13 protein-coding genes are annotated in these 22,872 nt (G+C 73.8%); 8 read left to right on the top strand and 5 right to left on the bottom strand.

Going from position 1 to position 22,872, the window contains the following annotated elements; genetic code table 11:
- Nucleotides 1-143 precede the first annotated feature (143 nt).
- Entirely contained in the window at nt 144-3,983 is a 3,840-nt protein-coding gene (locus K7I03_RS33940; RefSeq protein WP_185944472.1) for a DEAD/DEAH box helicase, read from the bottom strand.
- 311 nt (nt 3,984-4,294) lie between these two features.
- On the opposite strand from K7I03_RS33940, the gene rph reads away from it, so the two are divergent.
- From rph to K7I03_RS28205, 4 genes are all read left to right on the top strand, one after another.
- The gene (rph, locus tag K7I03_RS28190) at nt 4,295-6,898 is read left to right on the top strand and encodes a rifamycin-inactivating phosphotransferase (RefSeq protein WP_185944473.1); all 2,604 of its coding nucleotides are present in this window, start codon (nt 4,295-4,297) and stop codon (nt 6,896-6,898) included.
- Nucleotides 6,899-7,000: 102 nt separating this feature from the next.
- Nucleotides 7,001-8,284, top strand: a complete 1,284-nt coding sequence (locus tag K7I03_RS28195) for a glycosyltransferase (protein ID WP_185944474.1) — start codon at nt 7,001-7,003, stop codon at nt 8,282-8,284.
- Nucleotides 8,285-8,588: 304 nt separating this feature from the next.
- A complete protein-coding gene (locus K7I03_RS28200) occupies nt 8,589-10,952 on the top strand; it encodes an MMPL family transporter (protein WP_185944475.1) in 2,364 nt (787 codons plus the stop codon).
- A 27-nt stretch (nt 10,953-10,979) separates the two neighbouring features.
- A complete protein-coding gene (locus K7I03_RS28205) occupies nt 10,980-11,876 on the top strand; it encodes a short-chain dehydrogenase/reductase (RefSeq protein ID WP_185944476.1) in 897 nt (298 codons plus the stop codon).
- 27 nt (nt 11,877-11,903) lie between these two features.
- On the opposite strand, the gene K7I03_RS28210 is transcribed toward K7I03_RS28205, so the two are convergent.
- The gene (locus K7I03_RS28210) at nt 11,904-12,863 is read right to left on the bottom strand and encodes an NAD-dependent epimerase/dehydratase family protein (protein ID WP_185944477.1); all 960 of its coding nucleotides are present in this window, start codon (nt 12,861-12,863) and stop codon (nt 11,904-11,906) included.
- Between the two features lie 243 nt (nt 12,864-13,106).
- Here K7I03_RS28210 and K7I03_RS28215 point away from each other — a divergent pair, with 243 nt between their 5' ends.
- Complete coding sequence (locus K7I03_RS28215; protein WP_185944478.1) at nt 13,107-13,739, top strand: HAD family hydrolase; 633 nt, start codon at nt 13,107-13,109, stop codon at nt 13,737-13,739.
- On the opposite strand, the gene K7I03_RS28220 is transcribed toward K7I03_RS28215, so the two are convergent.
- From K7I03_RS28220 to K7I03_RS28230, 3 genes are read right to left on the bottom strand one after another with little or no spacing between them, the layout of a single operon-like run.
- Complete coding sequence (locus tag K7I03_RS28220) at nt 13,627-14,976, bottom strand: MFS transporter (protein ID WP_185944479.1); 1,350 nt, start codon at nt 14,974-14,976, stop codon at nt 13,627-13,629. The two genes, K7I03_RS28215 and K7I03_RS28220, sit on opposite strands and share 113 nt — an antisense overlap.
- On the bottom strand, nt 14,973-16,991 hold the full coding sequence (locus tag K7I03_RS28225; RefSeq protein WP_185944569.1) for a PEP/pyruvate-binding domain-containing protein: 2,019 nt from the start codon (nt 16,989-16,991) through the stop codon (nt 14,973-14,975). Before K7I03_RS28225 ends, K7I03_RS28220 begins: the two co-directional genes overlap by 4 nt.
- A gap of 32 nt (nt 16,992-17,023) precedes the next feature.
- Nucleotides 17,024-18,379, bottom strand: coding sequence for an ATP-grasp domain-containing protein (locus tag K7I03_RS28230; protein ID WP_423229697.1), 1,356 nt, complete (start codon nt 18,377-18,379; stop codon nt 17,024-17,026).
- Nucleotides 18,380-18,715: 336 nt separating this feature from the next.
- On the opposite strand from K7I03_RS28230, the gene K7I03_RS28235 reads away from it, so the two are divergent.
- The 3 genes from K7I03_RS28235 to K7I03_RS28245 all read left to right on the top strand — a co-directional run bounded on the left by K7I03_RS28235 (nt 18,716) and on the right by K7I03_RS28245 (nt 22,747).
- The gene (locus K7I03_RS28235; protein WP_185944481.1) at nt 18,716-20,101 is read left to right on the top strand and encodes a LuxR family transcriptional regulator; all 1,386 of its coding nucleotides are present in this window, start codon (nt 18,716-18,718) and stop codon (nt 20,099-20,101) included.
- Nucleotides 20,102-20,411: 310 nt separating this feature from the next.
- Nucleotides 20,412-20,882, top strand: coding sequence for an MSMEG_6728 family protein (locus K7I03_RS28240; RefSeq protein ID WP_185944482.1), 471 nt, complete (start codon nt 20,412-20,414; stop codon nt 20,880-20,882).
- Between the two features lie 440 nt (nt 20,883-21,322).
- Nucleotides 21,323-22,747, top strand: a complete 1,425-nt coding sequence (locus K7I03_RS28245; RefSeq protein WP_185944483.1) for a DEAD/DEAH box helicase — start codon at nt 21,323-21,325, stop codon at nt 22,745-22,747.
- Nucleotides 22,748-22,872 lie beyond the last annotated feature (125 nt).

Genomic DNA, 22,872 nt, shown 5'->3' on the forward strand with positions numbered 1-22,872 from the left:
TGACGCCAATTCAGATAAGGGTGTTCCATCGTTCGTGGCGGACGGGCGATTTCGTACGGGAGCCGTTTTCGTACGGGTGGGCCCGAATCGCCGGGAACCGGGACGGCCGGGGGCGCGGGTACGGGTGCGGCGGGGCCGCCGGCTCAGCGGGCCGGCGGCGTCCACCTGCCGATCCGCTCGTGCCCGGCCAGGTCCCGGAAGTAGCGGTGCCGCGACCAGGTGTCGAAGTCCCCGATGACGATCAGCCGACGGCGCGCGCGGGTGACCGCGACGTTGAGGAGGTTGGGCTTCTGCGCGGCCCAGTCGCGGGAGCCCACCTGGCCGGTCCCGGTGCCGAGCACCAGGACCACGATGTCCGCCTCCTTGCCCTGCGTGGTGTGCACGGTCCCGTAGCGCTTGGCGGAGAGACGGTTCTTCGCCACCCGGCCGATGCCGTTGACGACATCGCGGAACGGACTGACGACGAACACCGATTCGTTCAGCCGGCGCGTCACCTCGTCGGCGAAACCGCCGCCCGCGGCGGACGGGGAGAGGGCGGACGGCGAGGGGCCGGCCGGGGAGAGCGGCACCGCGCCGTCGTCCGGACGCTCCCGGCGCAGCGCCTCCTCCACGCGCTCACGGATGAGGTCGAGGCACCGCTCCAGCGCCCGGCCCTCCTCGGGGTTCCACTTGTCCTCGCCCGGCAGCGAGCCCACGTCCATCCAGACGCTCCGCTGCGCCAGCGGGTAGTCGTCCTGGTCGCGGGAGACGCCGTAGACCATCATCCCGTCGTAGGCGATCTTGTTGCTGATGTCGAACATCAGGCGGTCGCACCGGCGGTGGACGCGCAGCGGGGAGCCCAGCCAGACGCGTTCGCCGTCCCCTTCCGCCAGCCAGGTGCCGTACGGGTTGAGCCGGTCGGCCAGGGTCTGCACCGAGGCCGCGGACGGCGCCCAGGGGTGGTCCACCGCGAAGTGCGCGGCGAGCCGCCGCTGGCCGGTCCACGGCAGGGTGACCACGGGTTCGAGCTGGAGGGGATCGCCGACGACCACGGCCCGCCGCGACCGCCACAGCGCGCCGACCACCTCCTGCGGCGCGGCCTGGCCGGCCTCGTCGACGAACAGCCAGCCGAGGGCCTCGCTGCCCAGCCCGTCGAACATCCGCCCCATCGACGCGAAGGTCGTCGACACCACCGGGACGACCAGGAACAGCATCTGCCAGGCGGCGAGCACCGTCCGCGCGGGCAGCTCGGCCGGCGCCTGCCCCTTCACCACGTCCATCACGGCCTGCAGATTCCTGCGCATCCGGTCGGGGGCGGTGGCCAGCAGGGCGCGGTGCAGGTCCAGGGCGGCGAGGAACAGTCCGGCGCGCGCCTCCGCGAACGCGGGGTCCATCCAGGGGGCCGACAGCTCCCGCGCCTCCATCGCCGGACGGTCGTCGGGCCCGGCCCGCCACTCCTCCCCGGGCACGGCGGCGCCCCACCGCTCCCGGGCCCCGGCCAGCCGGTGCCGCTCCTCCTCCCGCTCGCGCCGTCGGCGGCTCACCCGCTCCCCGGCCTCGGCGGCCGTCGCGGCCTGGCGCTCGCGGGCCCGCTCGCACACGGCGAGCCTCGCCTCCCCGCGCCGGACGGCCGCCAGCGCCTCGTCGAGTCGTTCCCGCGCGGCGCGCAGGGCGGCGCGGCGGTCGGCGAGCGCGGACTCCAGCGTGGCGAGACGCGCGTCCGCGGCCTCGACGTCCGCCGCGTACGGTAGGCGCTCCTCCTCCCAGCGGCGCACGGCCTCGCGCGCGAACACCCGCTTGAGGCGGCCGGGCCGGTACGCGTCGTGGGCGTGGAGCGCCGACTCGGCCACCCGAACGCCCTCCTCCGCTTCCCGCACCCCGGCCTCGGCCGCGTCGAGCCGGGCCCGCTCGGCCGGCAGGGCGGCGCGACGGCGGGCGTACTCCTCGCGGCCGCGGAGCAGCGCGGCCTCCGCGCGGTGCCGCTCCTCGCGGAGCAGCAGGAGAGCGTCATGGGCGTCGGACTCCCGGGCCAGCAACGCGTCCAGCAGGGCGTCCGGGCCCGCCACCCGGGCGTGGAGGTCCGCGATCTCCTGGCGCTCCGCCGCCAGTTCGCGCACCCTGTCCCGGGCCCGGGTGAAACGCCGGACCGCCTGCGTCCACGTCTCCCGGCCGAGCGGCGGCTCCGGCCGGGAGGCGTCGGGTCCCGTGGCCCCGTCCGAGAGCGCCGCGGCGTACTCGCCCTGCAATTGCAGCATTTTCTGCAGCCCCAGGACCGGAGGCTCCTCATGCGGTGATTTCGGCTGCCGGCGGCCGGATTCCTTTCCCGGCTCGCCCCACCAGAACCGTTCGACGAAGTGGGAGCGATTGCTCCGGCGTCCCAGGCACGCGGCGACGGCGCCCCAGGCGTCGTCGTCCAGGAGAAGGCCGGCCGGCCCGGAGAGGTAGTCCGCGCGTGCTTTCCACGCGTCGCCGATCGCCCGGGCCCCGGGGACTTCCAGCGTCACGTTCTCCACCGCTCCGTTGTTGGACGAAGCGATCACCATTTCGAAACCCGTGAGTTCGGGAATCAAGGGGTGGAGGGTGCGCGGGAACCGCTTCCCGGCGTTCTCCTCCGTGCGCCAGGACAACGGCTCGCGGGCGAAGGCGAGTTCCGGGCGGGACAGCGTCGCCAGCCGCTCGGCCCGCCGCACCACGAGGGCGGCGATCAGGTCGCGCAGCATGGTGGTCTTTCCGGTGCCCGGCGGCCCGTTGACGGCGTAGACGCCACGCCCGTCGTCCGTCCCGAGGGTTTCCATGACGCGGTTGACCGCGAACTGCTGGCTGAGCACGAGGGGTTTGTCATTGTCCGCGGGCCACCGCCCGAGGGGCATGCTCGAAGGCCGGACGTGTTCCAGGACGGTTTCGGGCGTACGGCGCACGTCGAAACGGGGCAGGGAGTCGAGGTCCGCCTCGGCGCGCAGATAGTCCAGCAGGGCGGTGCCCGCGTTTCCCGCCTCGACGGCGTCGGAGACTTTTTCGAGGTCGTCGGCGTAGAAACTGTTGAGGAAGAGGTCGCCGATGGAGTCGTCGGCGTGCTTGGCCGAAACCCGGTAGCTCTTGACGCGGATCGCGTTCGGCGCCAACGCGTCGGCGATTCCGAGGCGTTCGGCCACCCAACGGGTGACGGCGGCCAGGTCGTGCACATCGAGGACTTTCGTGCCGATCTCGGCCGGGGGCTCCGCCGCGTCGTCCTCGCCTGACCCGTTCTCTTCCTCGTCCGGAAGGCCGTCGTCCGTGTCCCGCCCGGTGAGCCTCGCGGTCACGGAGTCGGCCAGGCCTGCGGCGAGCCGCCCGGCCGCCTGCGCGGCCACGGCACCGAGACCGGCGTCGACGGCCGCGGCCGTCAGCCCCAGCCCGCCCCCGACCGTCTCGACGGCCAGCCGGGACATCAGCCCCGCGACCGGCCCGAGCCCCGACGCCTCCTCGCCCGGCGAAGGCCGGCGCTCGACGTCCACCTTCCCGTCCGCCAGGTCCAGCAGGCTCCGCAGCGACTCCGCGCTCTGCGCCTCGAACCCGGTCAGCCACCGGTCGTCGTGCGGGCCGGGATCCAGGGTCTGCCCCACCGCCCAGGCGCACGAGGACAGCGTGGCGCTGTCCTTGATCAGACGGCCTTCCTCGTTCACGGTGAAGCACAGCACGGCGCCGTCACCGCCGGTCCGGCCGTCGAAGTCCTGCTCGGCCTCCGGTGCGCGGAACGCCTCCAGCAGGACGTCGCGCACTTTGTCGACGGCGAAGATCCCGGCGTAAACGGTGTGCTGCCACACGGAGTTCGGGCGGGCCGGAAGCCGGCCGACCGCGTGCCCCGGTTCCCAGGGCAGCGGCCGGTTCGCCCCCACCGCGTACACCATCTTCTTCGGATCGACCGGGTCCACCTTCGGCGGGCTGAAGTACTCCACCGCCCGCCAGAAACGCAGGATCCGGGCCCGCCGCCGCCGTTCCGCCTCCGACCGATTGACGGCCCCCACCCGCCCCCCTGAGATCGCGATCTCGGGGCACCGTAGCAGAGGCGGGAAAGGGCCCCGCCGACAGTGCGCGAAAGGAAAAGGCAAGGAGAACCCTCTCCTCGCCACTCTCAACATATAGCGCGCCCGGGGGCTTGCCGCAAGGCCCCGGTGGTGGCGCAGAATCGTCGGCCGATGCCACAAGTCGCGGAAAAGGGGCGCAAGGACATGCCTGTGCTGTTGTCGACACAAAAGGGCCCGACGGAGCCGGAGGCGCCGGTGTGCCGACCGGCCGCCGCGGCACGACGGAGCACGGCCGCCCCGGAGGTGTCGCGATGACCGCACACGACGTGCTGGATCTCCGGGAAGTCGACGAGACGCGGGCCGCGGCCGTCGGCGGCAAAGGCGCGCACCTGGGCGCGCTGTCGCGGATCGACGGCATCCATGTGCCGGACGGTTTCTGCGTGACCACGGACGCCTTCCGGCGGATCATGGCGGAGGCGCCGTCGATCGGCGATCGGCTCGATCGGCTGTCGCGCGTGGACCCGGACGACCGGGAGGCGGTCCGCGCGCTGAGCGCGGAGATCCGCCGGACCGTCGAAGGGGTCGCCGTCCCGGACGACCTCGCCGCGGCGGTCACCCGGGCGCTCGCCCGGCTCGGCGAGGGCGCGGCCTGCGCCGTCCGGTCCAGCGCCACCGCGGAGGACCTGCCGACGGCCTCCTTCGCCGGCCAGCAGGACACGTACCTGAACGTCGTGGGACCCACGGCGGTCCTCCGGCACATCAGCCGGTGCTGGGCCTCGCTGTTCACCGAGCGGGCCGTGACCTACCGCCGGCGGAACGGCATCGACCACCGTACGGTCCGGATGGCCGTGGTCGTCCAGCGGATGGTCTTCCCGCGCGCGGCCGGCGTCCTGTTCACGGCCGACCCCGTCACGGGAAACCGGAAGGTCGCCACCGTGGACGCCGGCTTCGGCCTCGGCGAGGCCCTGGTCTCCGGCCTGGTGAACCCGGACGTCTTCACGGTACGGGACGACGAGGTCGTCGCCAGGACGATCGCCGTGAAACAGCGGGCCGTCGAGGCCGTGCCCGGCGGTGGTACGCGGGAGGTGGCGGTCGATGCCCGGCGGCGTGAGCGGCCGGCCCTGACGGACGAGGAGGCCGTGCGGCTCGTCCGGCTCGGGCGGCGGATCGAAGCGCACTTCGGCCGTCCGCAGGACATCGAGTGGTGCCTGGCCGACGACGGCTTCCGCATCGTCCAGAGCCGGCCGATCACGACGCTGTTCCCCCTCCCCGAGGCCGGCGACCGGGAGAACCGCGTCTATGTCTCCGTCGGTCACGGGCAGATGATGACGGATCCCATGAAGCCCCTGGGCCTCTCCATGTGGCGGCTGACCGCCATGGTGCCCATGCACGAGGCCGGGGGGAGGCTGTTCGTCGACGTGACCCGGCGCCTGGCCGCGCCCGCGAGCCGCGCCGCCCTCCTGGACGTCATCGGGAGGGGTGATCCGCTGACCAGGGACGCCCTGGAGACCGTGCTCGGCCGTGCCGACTTCGTCGCGCCGCTGCCGGACGCGGCTCCCGGCGGCCCGCCGGCCGGCGGGCCGCCCGCCCCGCTCGACAACGATCCGGCGATCGTCACCGAGTTGGTCCGGCGGAGCCAGGCGTCCGTCGCCGCCCTGGAGCGCGCCCTCCGGACGAGGACCGGACCCGCGCTGTTCGACTTCCTGCCGGAGGCGTTCGAGGAACACAAGCGGGTCCTCGGTGATCCGCTGAGCATGCGGGTGATCTCGGCGGGGATGGAGGCCACGTGGTGGCTCAACGACCGCCTGTGGGAATGGCTCGGCGAGAAGAGCGCCGCCGACACGCTCACCCTGTCCGCCCCCGGCAACGTCACGTCGGAGATGGGACTGGCGCTGCTCGACGTCGCGGACGTGATCCGCCCGCTGCCGGACGTGGTGGCGTTCCTGCGGGGCGTGGAGGACGAGGACTTCCTCGACGAGCTGCCGAAGCTCGCGGGCGGGACCGAGGCGCGCGACGCCATCGTTGCCTATCTCGACCGGTACGGCATGCGCTGCGTCGGCGAGATCGACATCACGAGGCCGCGCTGGCGCGAACGTCCCGGCACGCTCGTGCCCGTCATCCTCGACAGCGTCAGGAACTTCGAACCGGGCGCCGCCGGGCGGCGCTTCGAACAGGGGCGGCGGAAGGCGGAACAGAAGGAGCGGGACGTACTGTCGCGCCTGCGCGCCCTGCCGGACGGGGACCGGAAGGCCGACGAGACCAAGCGGATGATCGACCGGGTCAGGACGTTCATCGGATACCGGGAGTACCCGAAGTACGACATCGTCTGCCGCTACCTCCTCTACAAACAGGCCCTGTTGGAGGAGGCCCGGCGTCTCGTGCGGGCCGGCGTGCTTCCCGAGCCGGAGGACGCCTTCTACCTCACCTTCCAGGAACTCCACGACGCCGTGCGCTCGAACCGGGTGGACGGCGGGCTCATCCGGCGGCGCAAGGAGGCGTTCCGCTCGTACCACGCGCTCACCCCTCCCCGGGTGCTCACCTCGGACGGCGAGGCCCTCACCGGGGCGTACCGGCGCGACGACGTGCCGGCCGGCGCCCTCGTCGGCCTGCCGGTCTCCGCCGGGACCGTCGAGGGGCGGGCCCGGGTCGTCCTCGACATGGCGGAGGCCGATCTCGAAGCGGGCGACATCCTCGTCACGGCGTTCACGGACCCCAGCTGGTCGCCGCTGTTCGTCGGCATCGCGGGCCTGGTGACGGAGGTGGGCGGCCTGATGACCCACGGCGCGGTGGTCGCCCGGGAGTACGGCCTGCCGGCCGTCGTGGGCGTGGAACGGGCCACCCGGCTGATCCGGGACGGACAGCGCATCCGCGTGCACGGAACCGACGGGTACGTCGAGATTTTGCCGCCTGTGTGACATTCCGCGTGACGCCCTGTCACGAAAACCCCGGTTCAGGACCTAGCCTGAATCGGGCAAAGCATTCCTCGGCAGGGCAAATCCGCACGCGGAAGAAGATTGATGTCGAAAAAAATTACCATCGTTTCCGTGGGGCTTGGCGGGGACGTTCAGCCGCTCGCCGCGCTGGGCGTAGCGCTGAAGGGGCGGGGTTTCGATGTGCAATTGATCGGGGCCGGCCGTTACGCGGATACCGTGCGCGGCACCGGAGTGGTGTACAGCGCTGTGGAACCGGACCCCGACGAGCTGCTCATGACCTCCGGCGGGCAGCGGTTGCTGGGGTGCGGGGACAATCCCGTGGCGTTCGCCCGGTGGCTGCGGCAGGTGGGCGGGCCCGCCGCGGATCGGCTGTTCCGGGGGATTTCCGCGGTGGCGCGGCCGAGTGACTGCGTCATCTATTCGCCGCTCGCGGTTCCCGCGCAGAGTCTCGCGGAGCGCTGGGGGGCCGTGTCGTTCGCGGCTTCCTTCGTTCCGCTGCGTCCTACCCGCCATTTCTCGCCGAGCGGACTGGGGCGTTCCCTGGGGGCCGTCGGCAATGTGTGGAGTCTCCGTCTCGCCGAGCAAGTGATCTGGCAGGTGTTCCGCCGGCGCGTCAACGCGTGGCGGACGGGGACGCTGGGTCTTCCCCCGTGGCCCTTCGGGGGGCCGTTCGGTGAATGGCGTCGTCAATCACGGCCCACGTTGTACTGCTACAGCCCGTCCGTGCTGCCGGCTCCGCCCGACTGGCCGTCGAGTGAACACGTTACGGGGTACTGGCTGTTGGACACCCCTGCCGGGTGGGAGCCGCCTCGTGCGTTGGCGGAGTTCCTCGGCGCCCAGGGGCCGCCGGTCGTCTACGTCGGCTTCGGGAGCATGCTCACCGATGATCCGCACCACCGGCACGAGCTGGTTCGCGATGCCCTGAGCAAAGCCGGTGTGCGGGGCGTGCTGCTCGGGGATCCCGAAGTGACGCCGTCGGACGACCTCGTCCATGTCGTCCCGGGCGTTCCTCATTCCTGGCTCTTTCCCCGGATGGCCGCGGTCGTCCATCACGGGGGAGCCAGCACCGTGGGCGCCGGTCTGACGGCGGGAGTTCCCACGGTCGTCTGCCCCCATTTCTTCGACCAGCCGTTCTGGGGGTCCCTCGTGCACGAACTGGGGGTGGGCCCCCGGCCCATTCCGGCCGCCGAGCTGACCGTCCGCAATCTGGCGGGAGCCATCGTGCAGGCGGTCAACGACCAGGACATGCGCCGCACGGCCGAACGGCTCGGTCACCGGCTGCGGGCGGAGTCCGGTACCGAGGCGGCCTGCGACATCGTGGAGCGGTCCCTTGACCGGGCGCGCGACCAGGTCGTGTTGACCAGCTGACGAGGGGCGTACCAGTGAGCGCTTTCACGACGGTCGTGGTGGCGCGCCCCGTGGAACCCTGAGCCGCCTGGCCGCCACGCGGCCGGTGCTCGTGGCCACCCACCGCCCGCACGCGCCGCCGGGATCGGCCCACCTCGTCACGATCGCCGCCCCACCACCCGTTCAGGCCGCTCACTGGCACTCCACGCGCTCGAACGAGCCGCCCCCCTCGCGGACTCGAGCGACGGGCCACGCCGCACCACCCGCCCGGCCCCGGCAACCGAAAGCACCCGGCCTGTGGCCGCTCAAAGGAATGGTTCAGTCGATGGCCGACAAGAAATCCGAAAGCGCCACGCTCACGGCGGACGAACCGCCCGCGGCGCGCCGCCGCACCGTGCGCCTCGCGCTGCGCCGACGCGACCCGCTCGGCCCCGCCGTCCCCTCGGGCCGCCACCGCCGGGTGGCACCCACGGCCGACGGCCCCGGGGAGCGGACGGACGTACTGGGCGCGGTGGCACGGTGGGCGTACCGGCACTGCCGGCTCGTCCTCGGCTCGGCCGCCTGCCTGTTCCTGCTCTGCGCCCTCGTAGGACTGAGCGCGGGCGACCGGTGGTCCAACGGCGGCGTCATCGCCGACGGCACGGCCGCGCAGCGGGCCGAGCGGGCCGCCGAACGGCTGGGGGCCGGCACACCGGACCTCGTCCTGTACGCCCGCTCCGGGCGCCCGGTCGACGCACCCGAGGTGGCGGAGCGCGGCCGGCGGCTGACCGAACTGGCCGCACGGTCCCCGGGAGTCGCGTCCGCGCAGTCGTACTGGAACACGGGGCTGGAAGCCCTCCGTTCCGCCGACGGCCGGGGCGCGCTGCTGCGCGTCGACCTCAAAGGGGGCGAGTCCGAGACCGCCCGTACCGCGCGGACCCTGGTACCGGCCCTGCGGGCCGCCGCGCCCGGGCTCCGGCTGTCGGTGAGCGGTCCCGCCTGGGTCAACGTGTCCGCCACCGACCAGGCGGAGCGGGACCTGCTGCGGTCGGAGCTGTTCGCCCTGCCGGCCGCGTTCGCCGTCCTGGCGCTGGCCTTCGGTTCCCTGAGCGCGACGCTCGTCCCCCTGGGCATCGGCCTGACCGCGGCGTCGGGGGCCCTGGCCCTGCTGGCGGCGGTGACCCGGCTGACGCCGGTCTCCGTCTTCGCCGTCAACCTCAGCTGCGCCCTCGGCTTCGGACTGGCCGTCGACTACGCCCTGTTCACCCTCTCCCGGTACCGGGAGGAGCGCGCCCGGGGGCTGGACGCGGAGGCGGCCGTCGGGCGGGCGATGTCCACCACCGGCCGTGCTGTGACCTTCTGCGCCCTGACGATGGCGTGGTGCATGGCGTCGCTCCTCATCTTCCCGCTGGGGCTGATCCGTTCGTTGGCGATCGCCTCGCTCGTCGTCGTGGGGTTCTGCGCGGTGGGCACCCTGTTCCTGATCCCCGCCCTGGTGGCGGTCTTCGGGGGCCGGCTCGACGACGCGAAGCTGTCCCTCCGCCTCCCCTGGCGCCCCCGTACCGCCCGGCCGGCGGGCAGTCCCTTCTGGCGGCGGGTCGCCGTCACGGTGACCGGGCGGCCCCTGCTGTGGGCGCTGGCCGGAACCGCCGTGCTGCTGGGGCTGGCGGCGCCCGTCGTCGGGCTGCGGCCCGCGCTGATGGACGAGACCATCCTGCCGCGCCACGCCGAGGCCCGGACCACCGCGGAAGCGATCCGGACGGACTTCGCCCACGCTCCCGACCGGCAGCTGACGGTGGTGCTGCCCCGGACGGACCCGGTGACCGGAGCGGCCCAACTGGACGCCTACGCCCGGCGCCTGGCGGCGCTGCCCGGCGCGGCCCGGGTGAGCACCGAGGCCGGGGACTACGCCGGCGGGCGGCTCACCGCCTCACGGCGCATCGACGCGGGCGGGCGGCACGGAACGCTGGTCGTGGTGTTCGCCGCGGACGCCCCCCAGTCACCGCGCACCGCCGCCCTGGTCGAGGCCGTCCGCGCCACCCCCGCACCCGGACCGGCACAGGTCGCCGGCGCCGCCGTGCACCTCGCCGACACCCGGCAGGCCGTGACGGGAGCCCTCGGCCGGTGGGCGGTGCTGATGCTCGGCGGGGTGTTCGTCATGCTCCTGCTCCTCACCCGGAGCCCCCTGGTCGCGCTGAAGGCCGCGGTCCTGGGCGGCCTCAGCATCGGGGCGGCGACCGGACTGATGGCGCTGCTCTTCCAGCGGACGCACCTCCTCGGGCCCCCGGCCGGCGGTGGCGGGGGCACGCTGGAGATCACCATGCCGCTGCTGGCGGCCGCCCTGGCCTTCGGACTCTGCGTGGACTACGAGGTCTTCCTCGTCGCGCGCATGGCGGAGGAATGGCGGCGCACCCGGCGGAACACCGCCTCCATCGTCTTCGGCATCGAGCACACCGGCCGGCTGTTCACCGCCGCCGCCCTGGTCGTCGCCGTGAGCATGGGGGCGCTGATGGCGGCCCGGATCAGTCTGCTGGTCGTCCTGGGGGCGACGATCGCCGCGATCGTGCTCCTGGACGCGACCCTCGTGCGGGGGCTGCTCGTCCCGGCCGTGATGCGGCTGGCGGGCCGGGCGAACTGGTGGACGCCGGCCTGGCGCGGGCGAACGGGTCCCGAGGCGGCCGGGGTTCACGGATCGCCGGCACCCGAGTAACTCCCGACCGTCAAAGGAAGGCAGGGCATGGCACGGTACTCCCTCACCGGCAGGACGGTCCTCGTCACCGGCGCGACCGGCGGCATCGGGACGGCCGGCGCCCGCGCGCCGCACGCCCGGGGAGCGAACGTCGTCCTGCTGGGCCGCGACACCTCCGCCCTGTCGGCTCTGGCGCGGGAGCCGGGGGCGGAACGCGCACTGCCGCTGCGAGCGGACGTGACCGACCCGGCCGCTATCGACGAGGCGGTGGCGCGCGCCGAGCACCGCTTCGGAGAACTCGACGTCGTCTTCGCCAACGCGGGCGCCGCCCCCACCCGTCCGACCACGCCGGCGACGATCGATCCCGAGACGTTCGAGCGCGTCATCGAGGTGAACGTGCTGGGCACGTGGCGCACCGTACGGGCGGCCCTGCCGCACGTCGTCGCCCGCCGCGGCCACGTCCTCGTCAACGCGTCCGTCTACGCCTACGTCAACGGTGCCGCCAACGCCCCCTACGCGGCCTCGAAGGCCGCGGTCGAGCAGCTCGTCCGCGCGCTGCGGGTGGAGCTGGGAACCCGCGGGACCACGGCCGGAGTCCTCTATCCCGGCTGGGTGGAGACGCGGATGTCCCGGGTGGCCTTCGGCGGGGACCCGCTGGCGACCCGGATGCGCGAAGCCGCGTTCCCGCGTCCGTTCGCCCGGGCGGTCGGCCCCGAGCTGGTGGCGGCCCGCGTCGTGCGGGGGATCGAACGCCGCGCCGCCGCCGTCACCGTCCCCGGCCGCTGGCGACCGGTCGGCGCGCTGCGCGGCCTCGTCAACCCCCTCGTCGACCGCGCCCTGATCCGGCACGGGCATCTCCAGTCCCTGCTGCGGACGCTGGAGGAGGGTGGGGGAGGCCCGATGCGGCAGGCGGAGGCGATGATGACTGCGGGTGAAGAAGCCTGACGGGTGAGGGCCCGCGGACCCGGCGGGTCAGCCACGGCAGCCGTGGACGGTGTCCGCCAACGCCTCCCGCACGGAGGGTCCGGCCCGGCCGGTCAGGGCCCGGCAGGGGGCCGGGTCGAGGAACAGCTCGCGGGTCAGCAGGGTCGCCAACGCGGGCGGCTGGAGGCCCGGTTGACGCCGGCGCACCGTGTGGACGGCGTGCAGGGCCCCGGTGCCGGCTCGCAGGAGGGGCGGCGGCAGCCGGTGGACGGGGCGGGGGCGGCCCGCCGCCTCGGCGAAGCGGTGGAGGAGGGTGGCCCAGGCCAGGTTCTCGTCCACGACCGGATACGGTCCGGTCGCCCGCTGTTCGAGCGCCCGGACGGTGGCGCGGGCCACGGTGCGGGCGGTGACGACGGCCGTGCCACCAGGTGGGGCCGCCAGGGGCAGGGGCGAGCGCAGCCAGCGGACGAGCGGTGCCCACAGGGGTGTCCGGCCCGGCGCGGAACCGAACGCGAAGGGGATCTCCAGGACCGTGGCCGCCACCGTGCCCGCCGCCGTTTCCCGGGCGGCCCGGGCCTGTTCCACGCGGCTCCGGATGTAAGGGTGCCGGCCCGGCAGATCGAGACCGGGCCAGGTGCGGTGCAGCGCCGTGAAGTAGGAGCCGAGGACGACCGCCCGCGTGCACCCGGTGCGGGCGGCCGCCGCCATCAGCCGCCTGACCGGTGCGACGTTGCGCGTCTCGAAGTACCGGTAGGCCGGTGCCGGGGGAACGGCGCGGTCGTCCGCGCCGGCGGCGAAGACGAGGCCGTCGTGGTCCTGTAACAGGTCGGTGAGGCGGTCGCAGGTCGCGATGTCCACCGTGCGGGTGGTCACGTTCCCGTGCGGGTGCGTGTTCGTGCCGGGACGTCGGGCCACCGCGGTGACGTCGTGTCCGCTCGCCACGAGCTCTCGCGTCACGTGGTGGCCGAGGAATCCGGTGGCGCCGATCACCAGGACGCGAAGGGACATGCCGCCTCTTCTCTCGGGACGCGGAGCTTCTCTCGTGACGCGGAGCCGGACACCGGCCTCCCGTGCAGTGTGCACACCGAGGGCGGGGAGAACCAGAGCGACGGGGTCACGCGATCGTGACGCCGTTGTCTGCCTGGCGCCGGGGGGTGAACTCGGAGGAAAACACCCCGAGATGGGGGTGACACGTGATGCGCAGGGGTAGAGCGGGGTGAACTGGTGCGCGTGAGGAAAGGGTGACGACGTATGAACAGATCCGCCTCCAAGGGCTCCGCGCGGATACGCCTCGCGCTGAGCGCGGCTCTGGTGTGGGCCGCGCTCGGCGCCACGGCGAGCGCGGCGCCGCTCGACGACGCGGACGGAGTCGCGGCAGCGGGTGCCGCCGCCCGGGAACGAGGCTGCCCCGTCGTGTATTTCGACCTGGGCGAGACCCTCGTGCACACCGCCGCCGACGGCGGCATCGGCTACCGGCCCGGCGCGGCCTCCTACCTGCGCGCCCTGCGCGTACGCCGCGTTCCCGTCGGCCTGATCACCAATGTGCCGCCCTCCTGGGGCAGGACCGACGCCGAGCGCGCCGCCAGGCTGCGGAAGGAGGTCGACGCCACGTGGCGGGGGCCCGCGCCTTTCGCCTGGAAGGACTTCGGCGACCGCGTCCTCACCCCGCGTACCGAGGCGGAACGCAAACCGGCCCCCGCCCTCTGGCGGAGGGCGAAGGCCGGTTCGGGCCGCTGCCGCGTCGTCTATCAGGCGGAGACGGCCGAGGAGGTCAGAGCGGCTTCCTCGCTCGGGTTCGTGTCGTATCAGGTCGGCCGGCCGCACCGGCCGGCGTTCCTCCCGGTCCGGCTGGTCGAACTCCTCGGCCGGCGCTCCCCCGCCTGACCGCCCCGCCGCGCAGCAGCAGGTGGAGGACTCCGATCAGCAGTGCCGTGGCGAGCGCACTGTGCCACAGCAGGGCGTCCAGGCGCCCGGCGGCGAGATAGGCGCCCACGGCGATCGCGGCCAGGGCGCACACCGCGCGGTCCACGATGCTCTCGACCGAGAGCAGCGTGGCGCGCGGGGCGTCCGCGGGCACCGCGTCGTTCACCAGCTTGCGCTGGACGGGGTACGCGAAGCCGGTCGCGGCGGCGAACAGGCAGAGCAGCGCGACGACGGCCCACGGCCCGCCGAACGTCATGGCCGCCAGGGCGACCGCCAGCGCGAGGCTGAGGACCGAGACCCAGGCGACCGGTGACAGACGGCGGCTCAGCCACTGCGGACGGGCCGACGCCACCGCCTCCGCCACCGTCATCGCCGCCATCACACTGCCGTGCGAGGCTTCCCCGATGCCGTGGTCCAGCAGGATCGGCTGGAAGAGGTTGACCTGGCAGATCCGCGAGAGCGTGAAGACCGCGACGCCCTGCACCATCAGCAGGGCCAGCCACCGCGAGGAGGCGACACAGCGCAGCGCGGCCCCCGCGTCCCGCAGGAACGCCCCGCCCCCGCGTCCTCCGCCCGCCCTCTCCGTGCCGCCGCCCGTGCCCGCGAGGCGGGGCAGGGCGACGGCGCAGGCGAGGGAGCCCGCCGCGCTGGCGGCGCTGAGCACGTACGGGGCCGGGTGCGCCACGGCCATCAGGGGCCCGACCAGCGGCCAGCACACGACCTTCGCCACCAGCCCCAGCGCCCGGGCGGTGCCCTCCGCCCTCATGTAGTGCTCGTCGCACTTCTCGGCACGCAGGCCGTCGTACAGGTAGGCGCTGGCCGCCCCCGAGGTGAGCGAACGGCCCGCGGCGATGGCCAGGAAGTGGACGAGGAAGCCGGTGTAGGAGGCGCTGAGCACCGGGGCCAGGTTCGCCGCGGTCATGACCACCGCGCCGGCCCGCAGGCAGTTGCGGGTGCCGATCCGGTCGGCGATCAGGCCCGTCGGGATCTCGAACAGGCAGAAGGCCACGTAGTAGATGCTCTGGATGCCGAAGATCTGCCCGTCCGAGAGCCCGGCCTCCTTCTGGTAGGCGTAGAACACCGGCATCCACCACAGCAGGTTGAACAGCAGCTGGAAGCCGTAGTTGAGCCGGATGACCCGGCGGGCGGTGGCGGTGAGGCCGGTGCCCGCCGCCCGTCGGCCGGTGTCCGCCCTCACAGCGCGTACGGGCGGATCTGGACCAGCCGGAAGTCGCCCCGGTCGGTCATCAGCCACTCGATATCCAGCGGCCGGTCCACGTCGGACGCGCTGAAGTGGGACTGCAGGAGCCGCCCGGTCAGGCACAGGTCGGCGAGCCGGGCCCGGGTGGCGGCGGAGAGCTCGCGGCCCCGGGAGCCCAGGGAGACGGTACGGCCGCCGCCCTCCACGGTGTTGTACAGGTACTGCTGCGGCAGGACCGAGCCCTCGACCACCTGCTCCGGGGAGCCGGGGAAGCAGTTGAGGTAGACGTTGCGGAAGTCCTGGCGGCGGGTCGGATCGCAGGTCACCAGGACGCCGCCGAGCGAGGCGGGCACGTACTCCTGCACGATGACGCCCATGTAGGTGTCGTCCAGGGAGATGCCGACCTGGTGGCGGAGGCGCACACTGCGCGGCGAGAGCAGCGAGGCCCACACCTGGCGTACGGCGTCCAGGAGTTCGCCGGCGCCGCGGGCGGTGATGACGGAGTCGTAGACGCCCGCCGCGGAGAACCCCGGCAGGTCCTCGGCGTTGGACGAGGAGCGCACCACCAGGCGCCCGTCCGGGCCGGCGGGAGCGGGCAGGGCGTGGCCGATCTGCCGGGCGACCGGTTCGGGGACGGGGGTGTGCCGGATCAGGTGCTGGAGCTGGAGGCAGAGCGAGTCCAGGACGTCGCCGGCGTCGAGTTCGAGGGCCATCTTGAGCTTGCCGATGCCCTGCTGGATGGCGGGGGAGGAGGCCAGGAAGTGCTGCTGGAGCGCGAACGGCAGCGCCACGCCTTCGGGGGCGCCGACCGTCGCGGCCACGAAGTCGGCCGCCGCGGCGCGCAGTTCGGCGGAGGAGGGGGCGTCCAGGCCGAGGCGGGCCGCGAGGTGCCCGTAGAGGTCCTCGCGCGGCGGGCGGGGCCGCCCGTAGAAGGCGGTCAGGTCGGCCGTACGGCTGTCGAGCACGTGGTGCAGCTCGCCGAGGTGGGCCGCCTTGGTGCCGTAGCGGTCGCGGTCGGCGGCGCGCAGCCGGTGCAGGGCCAGCACGGGGACGTCCTCGAGCAGCGGCGGGTCGAGGCGGATGCGCTGCTGGTGCCAGGCCGGGGCCCGCAGGTCGGGTTCGTGGTCGAGCCGTTCGAGGGATATCCCGTCCTCGCGGACCCGGTAGCGGACCCACGCGCCGTCCAGGCCGTCCTTCTCGACGAGCTCGTCCAGGTCGCGCACGATCGCGTTGGGTATGCCCCAGCCGGAGGCGAGGACGTTGGTGTGCGAGAGCGGGGTGATCGGCGCGGTGTTGAGGAACCCGGCGACCCGGGGGACGTCGTCCGGCAGACAGGGCATGGCCACGATGTCCGCCCAGCCGAGCCCGGCCCCCGCCGCCGCGTACGCCGCGTACTCGTCGTGGGTACGGAAGTACCGCAGCCGCCCGACGGCCTCGCCGGGGTTGAGCGGCGTACGGGTCCGGGAGCCGAAGAGCTCGTGGCTGAGGATGCGCGGCACCCGCTGTTCGCTGATCGCCGCCAGCTCCTCCTCCTGCCCGTGGTTGGCGGGCTTGAGGAGCAGCGGTAGCCTGCCGTCGACCCGTGCGCGCACGAACTCGTAGAAGAACGCGAGGAGTTCACCGTGCATGGTGTCGGCCTCGGTCGTCTCCAGGACGAGGAACGTGCGTTCGCGGCCGTCCGTGTCCTCGTCGGTGTGCAGCGACAGCACGCCGAGCAGAAAGCGGCGCCCGGGGTCCGTGTAGACGGACGCGTTGAAGGCGTCGAGGTCCGCGTCGAGCGCGGCCAGGTCCATGCCCAGGACGCGGGTGGCGATGTAGTTGACGTGGAAGGGGTGCGCGGCGGTGTCGAGCAGGTGCCAGGTGTTCTCGGCACGGTCGACGACGACCTTGAGGTACGGGTGTCCCGCCAGGACGCCGGAGAGCGTACGGAAGAGCGGCAGGGACAGGTTCTCGCCGACGACCGTGCGGTCCGCGGCCGGTTCGGCGGCGCCGGTGAGCGGTTGGGCGGTCATGCGGGCGGTCGTGCGGGCGGTCGTGTGGGCGGTCATACCGACACCTCCTGCGGCCGGGCGGCGGGCAGCACCCGGGGCAGGGCGTCCACCAGGGTCTCGAAGTCGCGGAGCACGGTCCGCGCGTCGGCGGCGGAGAGCAGGCACAGGGCCGCCATGGTGTTGGCGCCGGCGGCCGGGTCGTACACCGGCACGGCACTGCCGTCGGGGAGCGAACTCTCCGGGACCACCGACAGGCGGCTGCCCCGGCTGAGGGCGACGTCCGCCGAGACGGCGCCGAAGTCCCAGACCCTGCGGTCCGGCCAGGCCCGGCCGCGGCCGTCGACCGCGAGGACGACGAGGGAGCCCGCCGCGCCGCGCGCCTGCGCCGGGCCGAGGGCCCGCTCGGGCCACGCGACCGGGCGTCCGAGGAGGTGGTCGACGAGCATGCCGACGAGGTCGAGCCCGAAGACCTCCTCGATCTGCGGCACGGTCATCGCGCCCCCGAACCGGGCGGCCGTCTCGATCAGCCACATCTCGCCGTCGGCGCCCAGCTTGATCTCGGTGTGGGTCCCGCAGTCGCGCAGGCCGAGCGCGTCGACCGCGCGGCGGGCCAGGTCCACGATCCGGTCCTGGGCGTCCTGGGCGAGCAGGGCGGGGGTGATGCTCGCGCGCTCGGTGAACGGCTCGACCGTGGGCATCCGCCCGCTGAGGCACACCGGGCGGAAGACGCCGTCCGTCACGACGCCCTCGACGCTCACGTAGTCGCCCCAGCCGGGCTCGTCGAACCAGTCCGACGCGGTGCCGGTGACGATCCGCTCGACCACGTAGTGCGCGTCGGCCTCGGCCACATGCAGCTCGGCGAAGCCCAGTTGGGCCGATTCGGCCATCACGGCACGGGAGCGGGCCCAGGCGGCCGGCACCTCGTGCGGGGAACGGATGATCTGGTGCGCGGTGGACCCGGCGCTCCAGGCCGCCTTGAGCAGCAGCGGTCCCGGCAAGGCGCGCGCCGCCGCGAGCAGGTCGGCCTCGGTGTCCACGGGACGGAACTCCGGCTGCGGCAAACCGTGTTGCCGCCAGGTGCGGCGCATCAGCCGCTTGTCGCGGGCGAGCGCGGAGGCGCCGCCCGCCCCCGCGAGCCCGAGCGCCTCGCACGCCTCGGCGACGGCCACGACCGCGTACTCGGAGAAGGTGAGCACCGCGTCCGCGCCCACGGCCTCGGCCCGCGCGACGATCAGGGACACCAGGTCGGCGCGGTGCGCGTCGGCCGGCGTCACGACCGAGGCGCACAGTCTGCGGGCGGAACCTGCCACGGCGGGAGGAAGAGCGCTGAGCGCCAGCAGGTGCACCTCCGCCTTCGCGGCCGTCCGGGACAGGACGTGACCGAGCGGCGGACCACCCTTGGCATGCACTAACAGCACCTTGCTCACTGAAGTTCGTCTCCAATCGTCCGGTGTCAACGGATCGCCGTATGCCGGGGGAACGTGTGGTGGTACGGGGGGCGCCGCGGCCCCCGTGGCGGGGCGTGTTCACCCGCTCACTCAAGGGGACCAGGCCACGGACGCCCCCAACGCCTCTGGGGAAGCCCGGGACTCAGGCATTTGCCTGAGTCCCGGAACGCCTCCGCCCCTGCCGCCGCTCCCGTCACAGCGGCATCCGGCCGAGAACCGGGCGTGTGCGGAGCGCGGCCGGGACATCCGGCGTTGTGTGACTGAGCGTCAGCCAGTCATACACGGACGGAGACCGCAGTGGACGATTCCAGGCTCACAGCGCTGCTCGAGCACCTTCCCGCGTTCTGGTGGGAAGCCGACGAGACGGGGCAGGTGCTGGAACGGGGAGGCGGCGCCTTCACCGACAGGGACACGGAACGACGCTTCCTGGACCGGCTGCGCGGGGAACTCCCCGACCTGGGCCACTCGCAGGGGGAGGGGCGCCACCGAATACGGTTCGACGGCCGCACCTTTGAGGTCAGCCGCACGTTTGAGGCCGGCCGCACTTTCGAGGTCGGCCATGCCTCGGGCGTCGGTCACACTTCGGACGTCGGCCACACCTCGGACGTCGGCCGGCTCCCGGGCGAGAGCCGGCCCCGCGGGCGTACGCACGGCCTCGCGATGGAGGTCGGCACCCGCACCGAACCCCCGCGCGGCCACGCGGCCTTCGCCGACCTGGTGGACCTCGCCCCGGCCGCCGCCTTCATACGGGACGGCGACGGACGCTACCTGTGGGCCAACCACGCCTACGGGCACCTCTACGGCACGGTCCCGGACGAGGTCGTCGGCAAGTACATAGAGGACCTCGACGAGCCCGCCGAGGCCGACCGGTTCCGCACCCTCGACCAGGAGATCCTCAGCCGGGGCACGCCGGTGCGCCACACCGTCGGCTACCGGCGCCCGGACGGCAGCGCGGGCCGGGCGGTGGGCCACCGCTTCCCCGTCCGGGAGAACGCGCAGACCTGCGTCGCCGGGATCTACGTGGACGTCACGGACCACCTGCGCGCCACGGTCCGGTGGCAGGAGGCCGAGGAGAACCTGCAGGCCCTGCGCGACCACAGCGGCCTGCCCTGCGCGCTGCTCTCGGCGAACGGGCGCGTGGTCGAGGCGAGCGCGGCGGCGGCCGAACTGCTCCGGCTCAGCCCGCACGACCTGGTCGGCCGCCGCGCGCACACCCTGCTCGCCCCGGAACCCGACCCCGACCGGCTGCTCCGGCGCTGGAACGGCCTGATAGCGCGCCGCACCAGGCGGGTGGAGACCTCCGTGACGCTCGTGGACGCCCAGGGGCTCCGGCGCCGCGCACGGCTCCACCTGACGACGACCGGCCACTCCACCACCCGGGCCCGGCACGTCTGGGCGGTTGTCACCCACCTGAGCCTCGCCCACGAGGCACACGCGCCGCTCACCGCCGCACAGGTCCGCATCCTCTCCCTGCTGGCGGAGGGCAGCAGCAACGGCGACATCGCCACGTCGCTGCAACTGTCCCGGCAGACGGTCGACTACCACCTCGGCCGCCTGCGCCGACTCCTGGGCGCGGCGACCCGCCCGGCCCTCGTCGCCCGCGCCTACGTCCTCGGCATCCTGACCCCGTGCGCCTGGCCGCCGCGCTCCGCCACGGCGGCCCATCCACTCAGCGTGGTCTGAGGGAAGGGGCGGCGGCGGGCCTTCCGGGGTGGGCTTTCCGGGGCGCGAGGCCGCGCTGCGCCGAACGCTCCCGTCCGGCCCTGCGAAGGCAGGAGGGATGCGGCTGGAGCCGTACGCAGGCCGTGCTCGGCGGATCGGCCGCCCGGCGGATCCGCCGCCGCGTAGGCCGTCCCGTCCTGCCCACGGCCACCGCGCCGGCGCCCGCGCACGCCGGCCGCCTCGGCCGGATGCCCGGCGTGTTCCTGATCCGGACGGAGTGCGCCCAAGGCCAGGAGGCGGCTGCGGGCCCGCCGCGCGGTAGGCATTCCGCGTGCAGACCTTCCTCCCGTACTCCGGCTTCACCCGCTCGGCCGAGGTCCTGGACCCGCCCCGCCTGGGCAAGCAGCGCGTCGAGGCGCTGCAGGTGCTGCGCGGCCTGACCGTGCCCGGCTACGGATGGCGGCACCACCCCGCGGTGCGCATGTGGACCGGCTACGAGGAGGCCCTGGTCCGCTACGGCCTCGACGTGTGCGCGGTATGGGTGGCGAAGGGACACGCCGACACCTGCGCCACCACCCTGGCCACCGACTTCTCCCGGCACCGCCCCGGCGCCCCCGTACGCGCCCAGGACGAACTCGCCGACGACGACGAGCTGCCGCCCTGGCTGGGAGACCCGGCCTTCCACCGCAGCCACCAGTCGGCACTGGTCCGCAAGGCGCCGGAGATCTACTCCCCCCTCTTCCCGGGCGTCCCCGACAACCTGCCCTACGTCTGGCCGACCTCCGACCGCGCCCCGGCCTGACCCCTGGGCACGGGACCGGAGCTCGCGCGGCACGGCCGCGCAGCGGGCGAGCCCGCCCTCGGCGGCACCCCTGCGGAAGCGGGCGCCGATGCGAATCCGGCGTGATGCCCGCCACCCGCCCCTCGGCACATTCGGCCCCGAGGGCCCCGCACCGGGGCATCCGCAACACCGCCGAAGTGCTGGGCACTGACATGGGAGGTCCGTTCGGCGTTGACCTCCAGGCCGTTGGCGCGGAGCGCCTGCCGATGGGTCGCGGCCACGGAAGTGAGCACCCAGGCCGGTTCCGTTCTCAGCGCCGTGGGAGGCCCGGTCGACGCGCCCCGTGCTAACCTCATCCGTTTGCATCGTCGCCGTGTCGGTGCTCCCTGCGGTGTCCCACGCTGGTGGCCGCGACCCGGCCGCGCCTTCCTCGGTACGGTCTCCTCGAAGGAAGGCTTTCTGTGAGCAGCGGATCAGCACGTACCGATGCCCGACGACAGGACGGTGCGCCCGAGGCGCCGGCCGCCGCTCCGGCGCGGCCCGCGGTGGCCTCCTTCGCGGAGCTGGGGCTGCCGGCCGAGGTGCTGCGGGTGCTCGGCGAGCAGGGTGTGACCAGGCCCTTCCCGATCCAGGCGGCGGCGCTGCCGAACGCTCTCGCGGGGCGGGACGTCCTGGGCCGGGGCCGCACGGGATCCGGCAAGACCCTCGCCTTCGGCCTGGGGATGCTCGCCCGGACGGCCGGGCGGCGCGCGCGGTCCAAGGAGCCGCTGGCACTCGTGCTGGTGCCCACCCGGGAGCTGGCGCAGCAGGTCGGCGAGGCGCTCACCCCGTACGCCGAGGTACTGCGGCTGCGGCTCGCGACCGTGGTGGGCGGCGTGTCCATCGGACGCCAGGCCGCCGCGCTGCGGGACGGCGCCGAGATCGTCGTCGCCACCCCCGGCCGGCTGCACGACCTCGTCGAGCGCAAGGACTGCCGGCTGGGACGGGTGCGCATCACGGTCCTGGACGAGGCGGACCAGATGTGCGACATGGGATTCCTGCCGCAGGTCAGCGAGATCCTCGACCAGGTGCGTTCCGACGGACAGCGGATGCTGTTCTCCGCCACCCTCGACCGCGACGTCGACGAACTCGTGCGGGGCTACCTGCGCGACCCCGCCGTCCACTCCGTGGACCCCTCGTCCGGCGCGGTGTCCGCGATCGAGCACCACGTCCTCGTCGTGCACGGCCCCGACCGGTACGCCGTGACCACGGAGATCGCCGCCCGGGACGGCCGCGTCCTGCTGTTCCTGGACTCCAAGCACGGCGTCGACCAGCTCACGCGGCACCTGCGGGCCAGCGGCGTGGCCGCCGCCGCCCTGCACAGCGGCAAGTCCCAGCCGCAGCGCACCCGCACCCTGGCCCAGTTCAGGAACGGGCAGGTCACCGCGCTGGTGGCGACGAACGTCGCCGCACGCGGCCTCCACGTCGACGACCTCGACCTCGTGGTCAACGTCGACCCGGCCACCGACCCGAAGGACTACCTCCACCGCGCGGGCCGCACGGCCCGGGCCGGCCGCTCCGGGACCGTCGTGACCCTCGTCCTGTCGGCGCAGCGCCGCGAAACGAGCCAGGTCATGGCGGACGCCGACGTCGCCGCCAAGGTCACCAAGGTGCGGTCCGGCGAGGCGGAGCTGAGCCGCATCACCGGCGCCAGGGCCCCCTCCGGCGAACCTCTCGACGGCGGGCCGGCCGCATCACGCCCCAAGAACCACAACACCCCGTTCCCCGGCCTGGGCAGCACCAAGGACACGAAGCACGGCTCCGGCGGCAAGCCGTCCCGCAAGACCACCGAGGCCCGCAAGCTCGCGGAGGCCCGCAAGGCCGCCCGAGTCCGGCGCGGCGGCTGAGCTCCGGCTAGCGGATATCACCGCCTTCTGCGCAGGTCCGGCGGGGCTGCTCCTCGGTGGACCGGAACTGGTCCGCATCTTCGTCCATTCGTCCTGCTGCTCTTGATCGCAGCGGTTCCTTCGAG

Source organism: Streptomyces mobaraensis (genome assembly GCF_020099395.1).
In the GTDB taxonomy this organism is placed as follows: Bacteria; Actinomycetota; Actinomycetes; order Streptomycetales; family Streptomycetaceae; genus Streptomyces.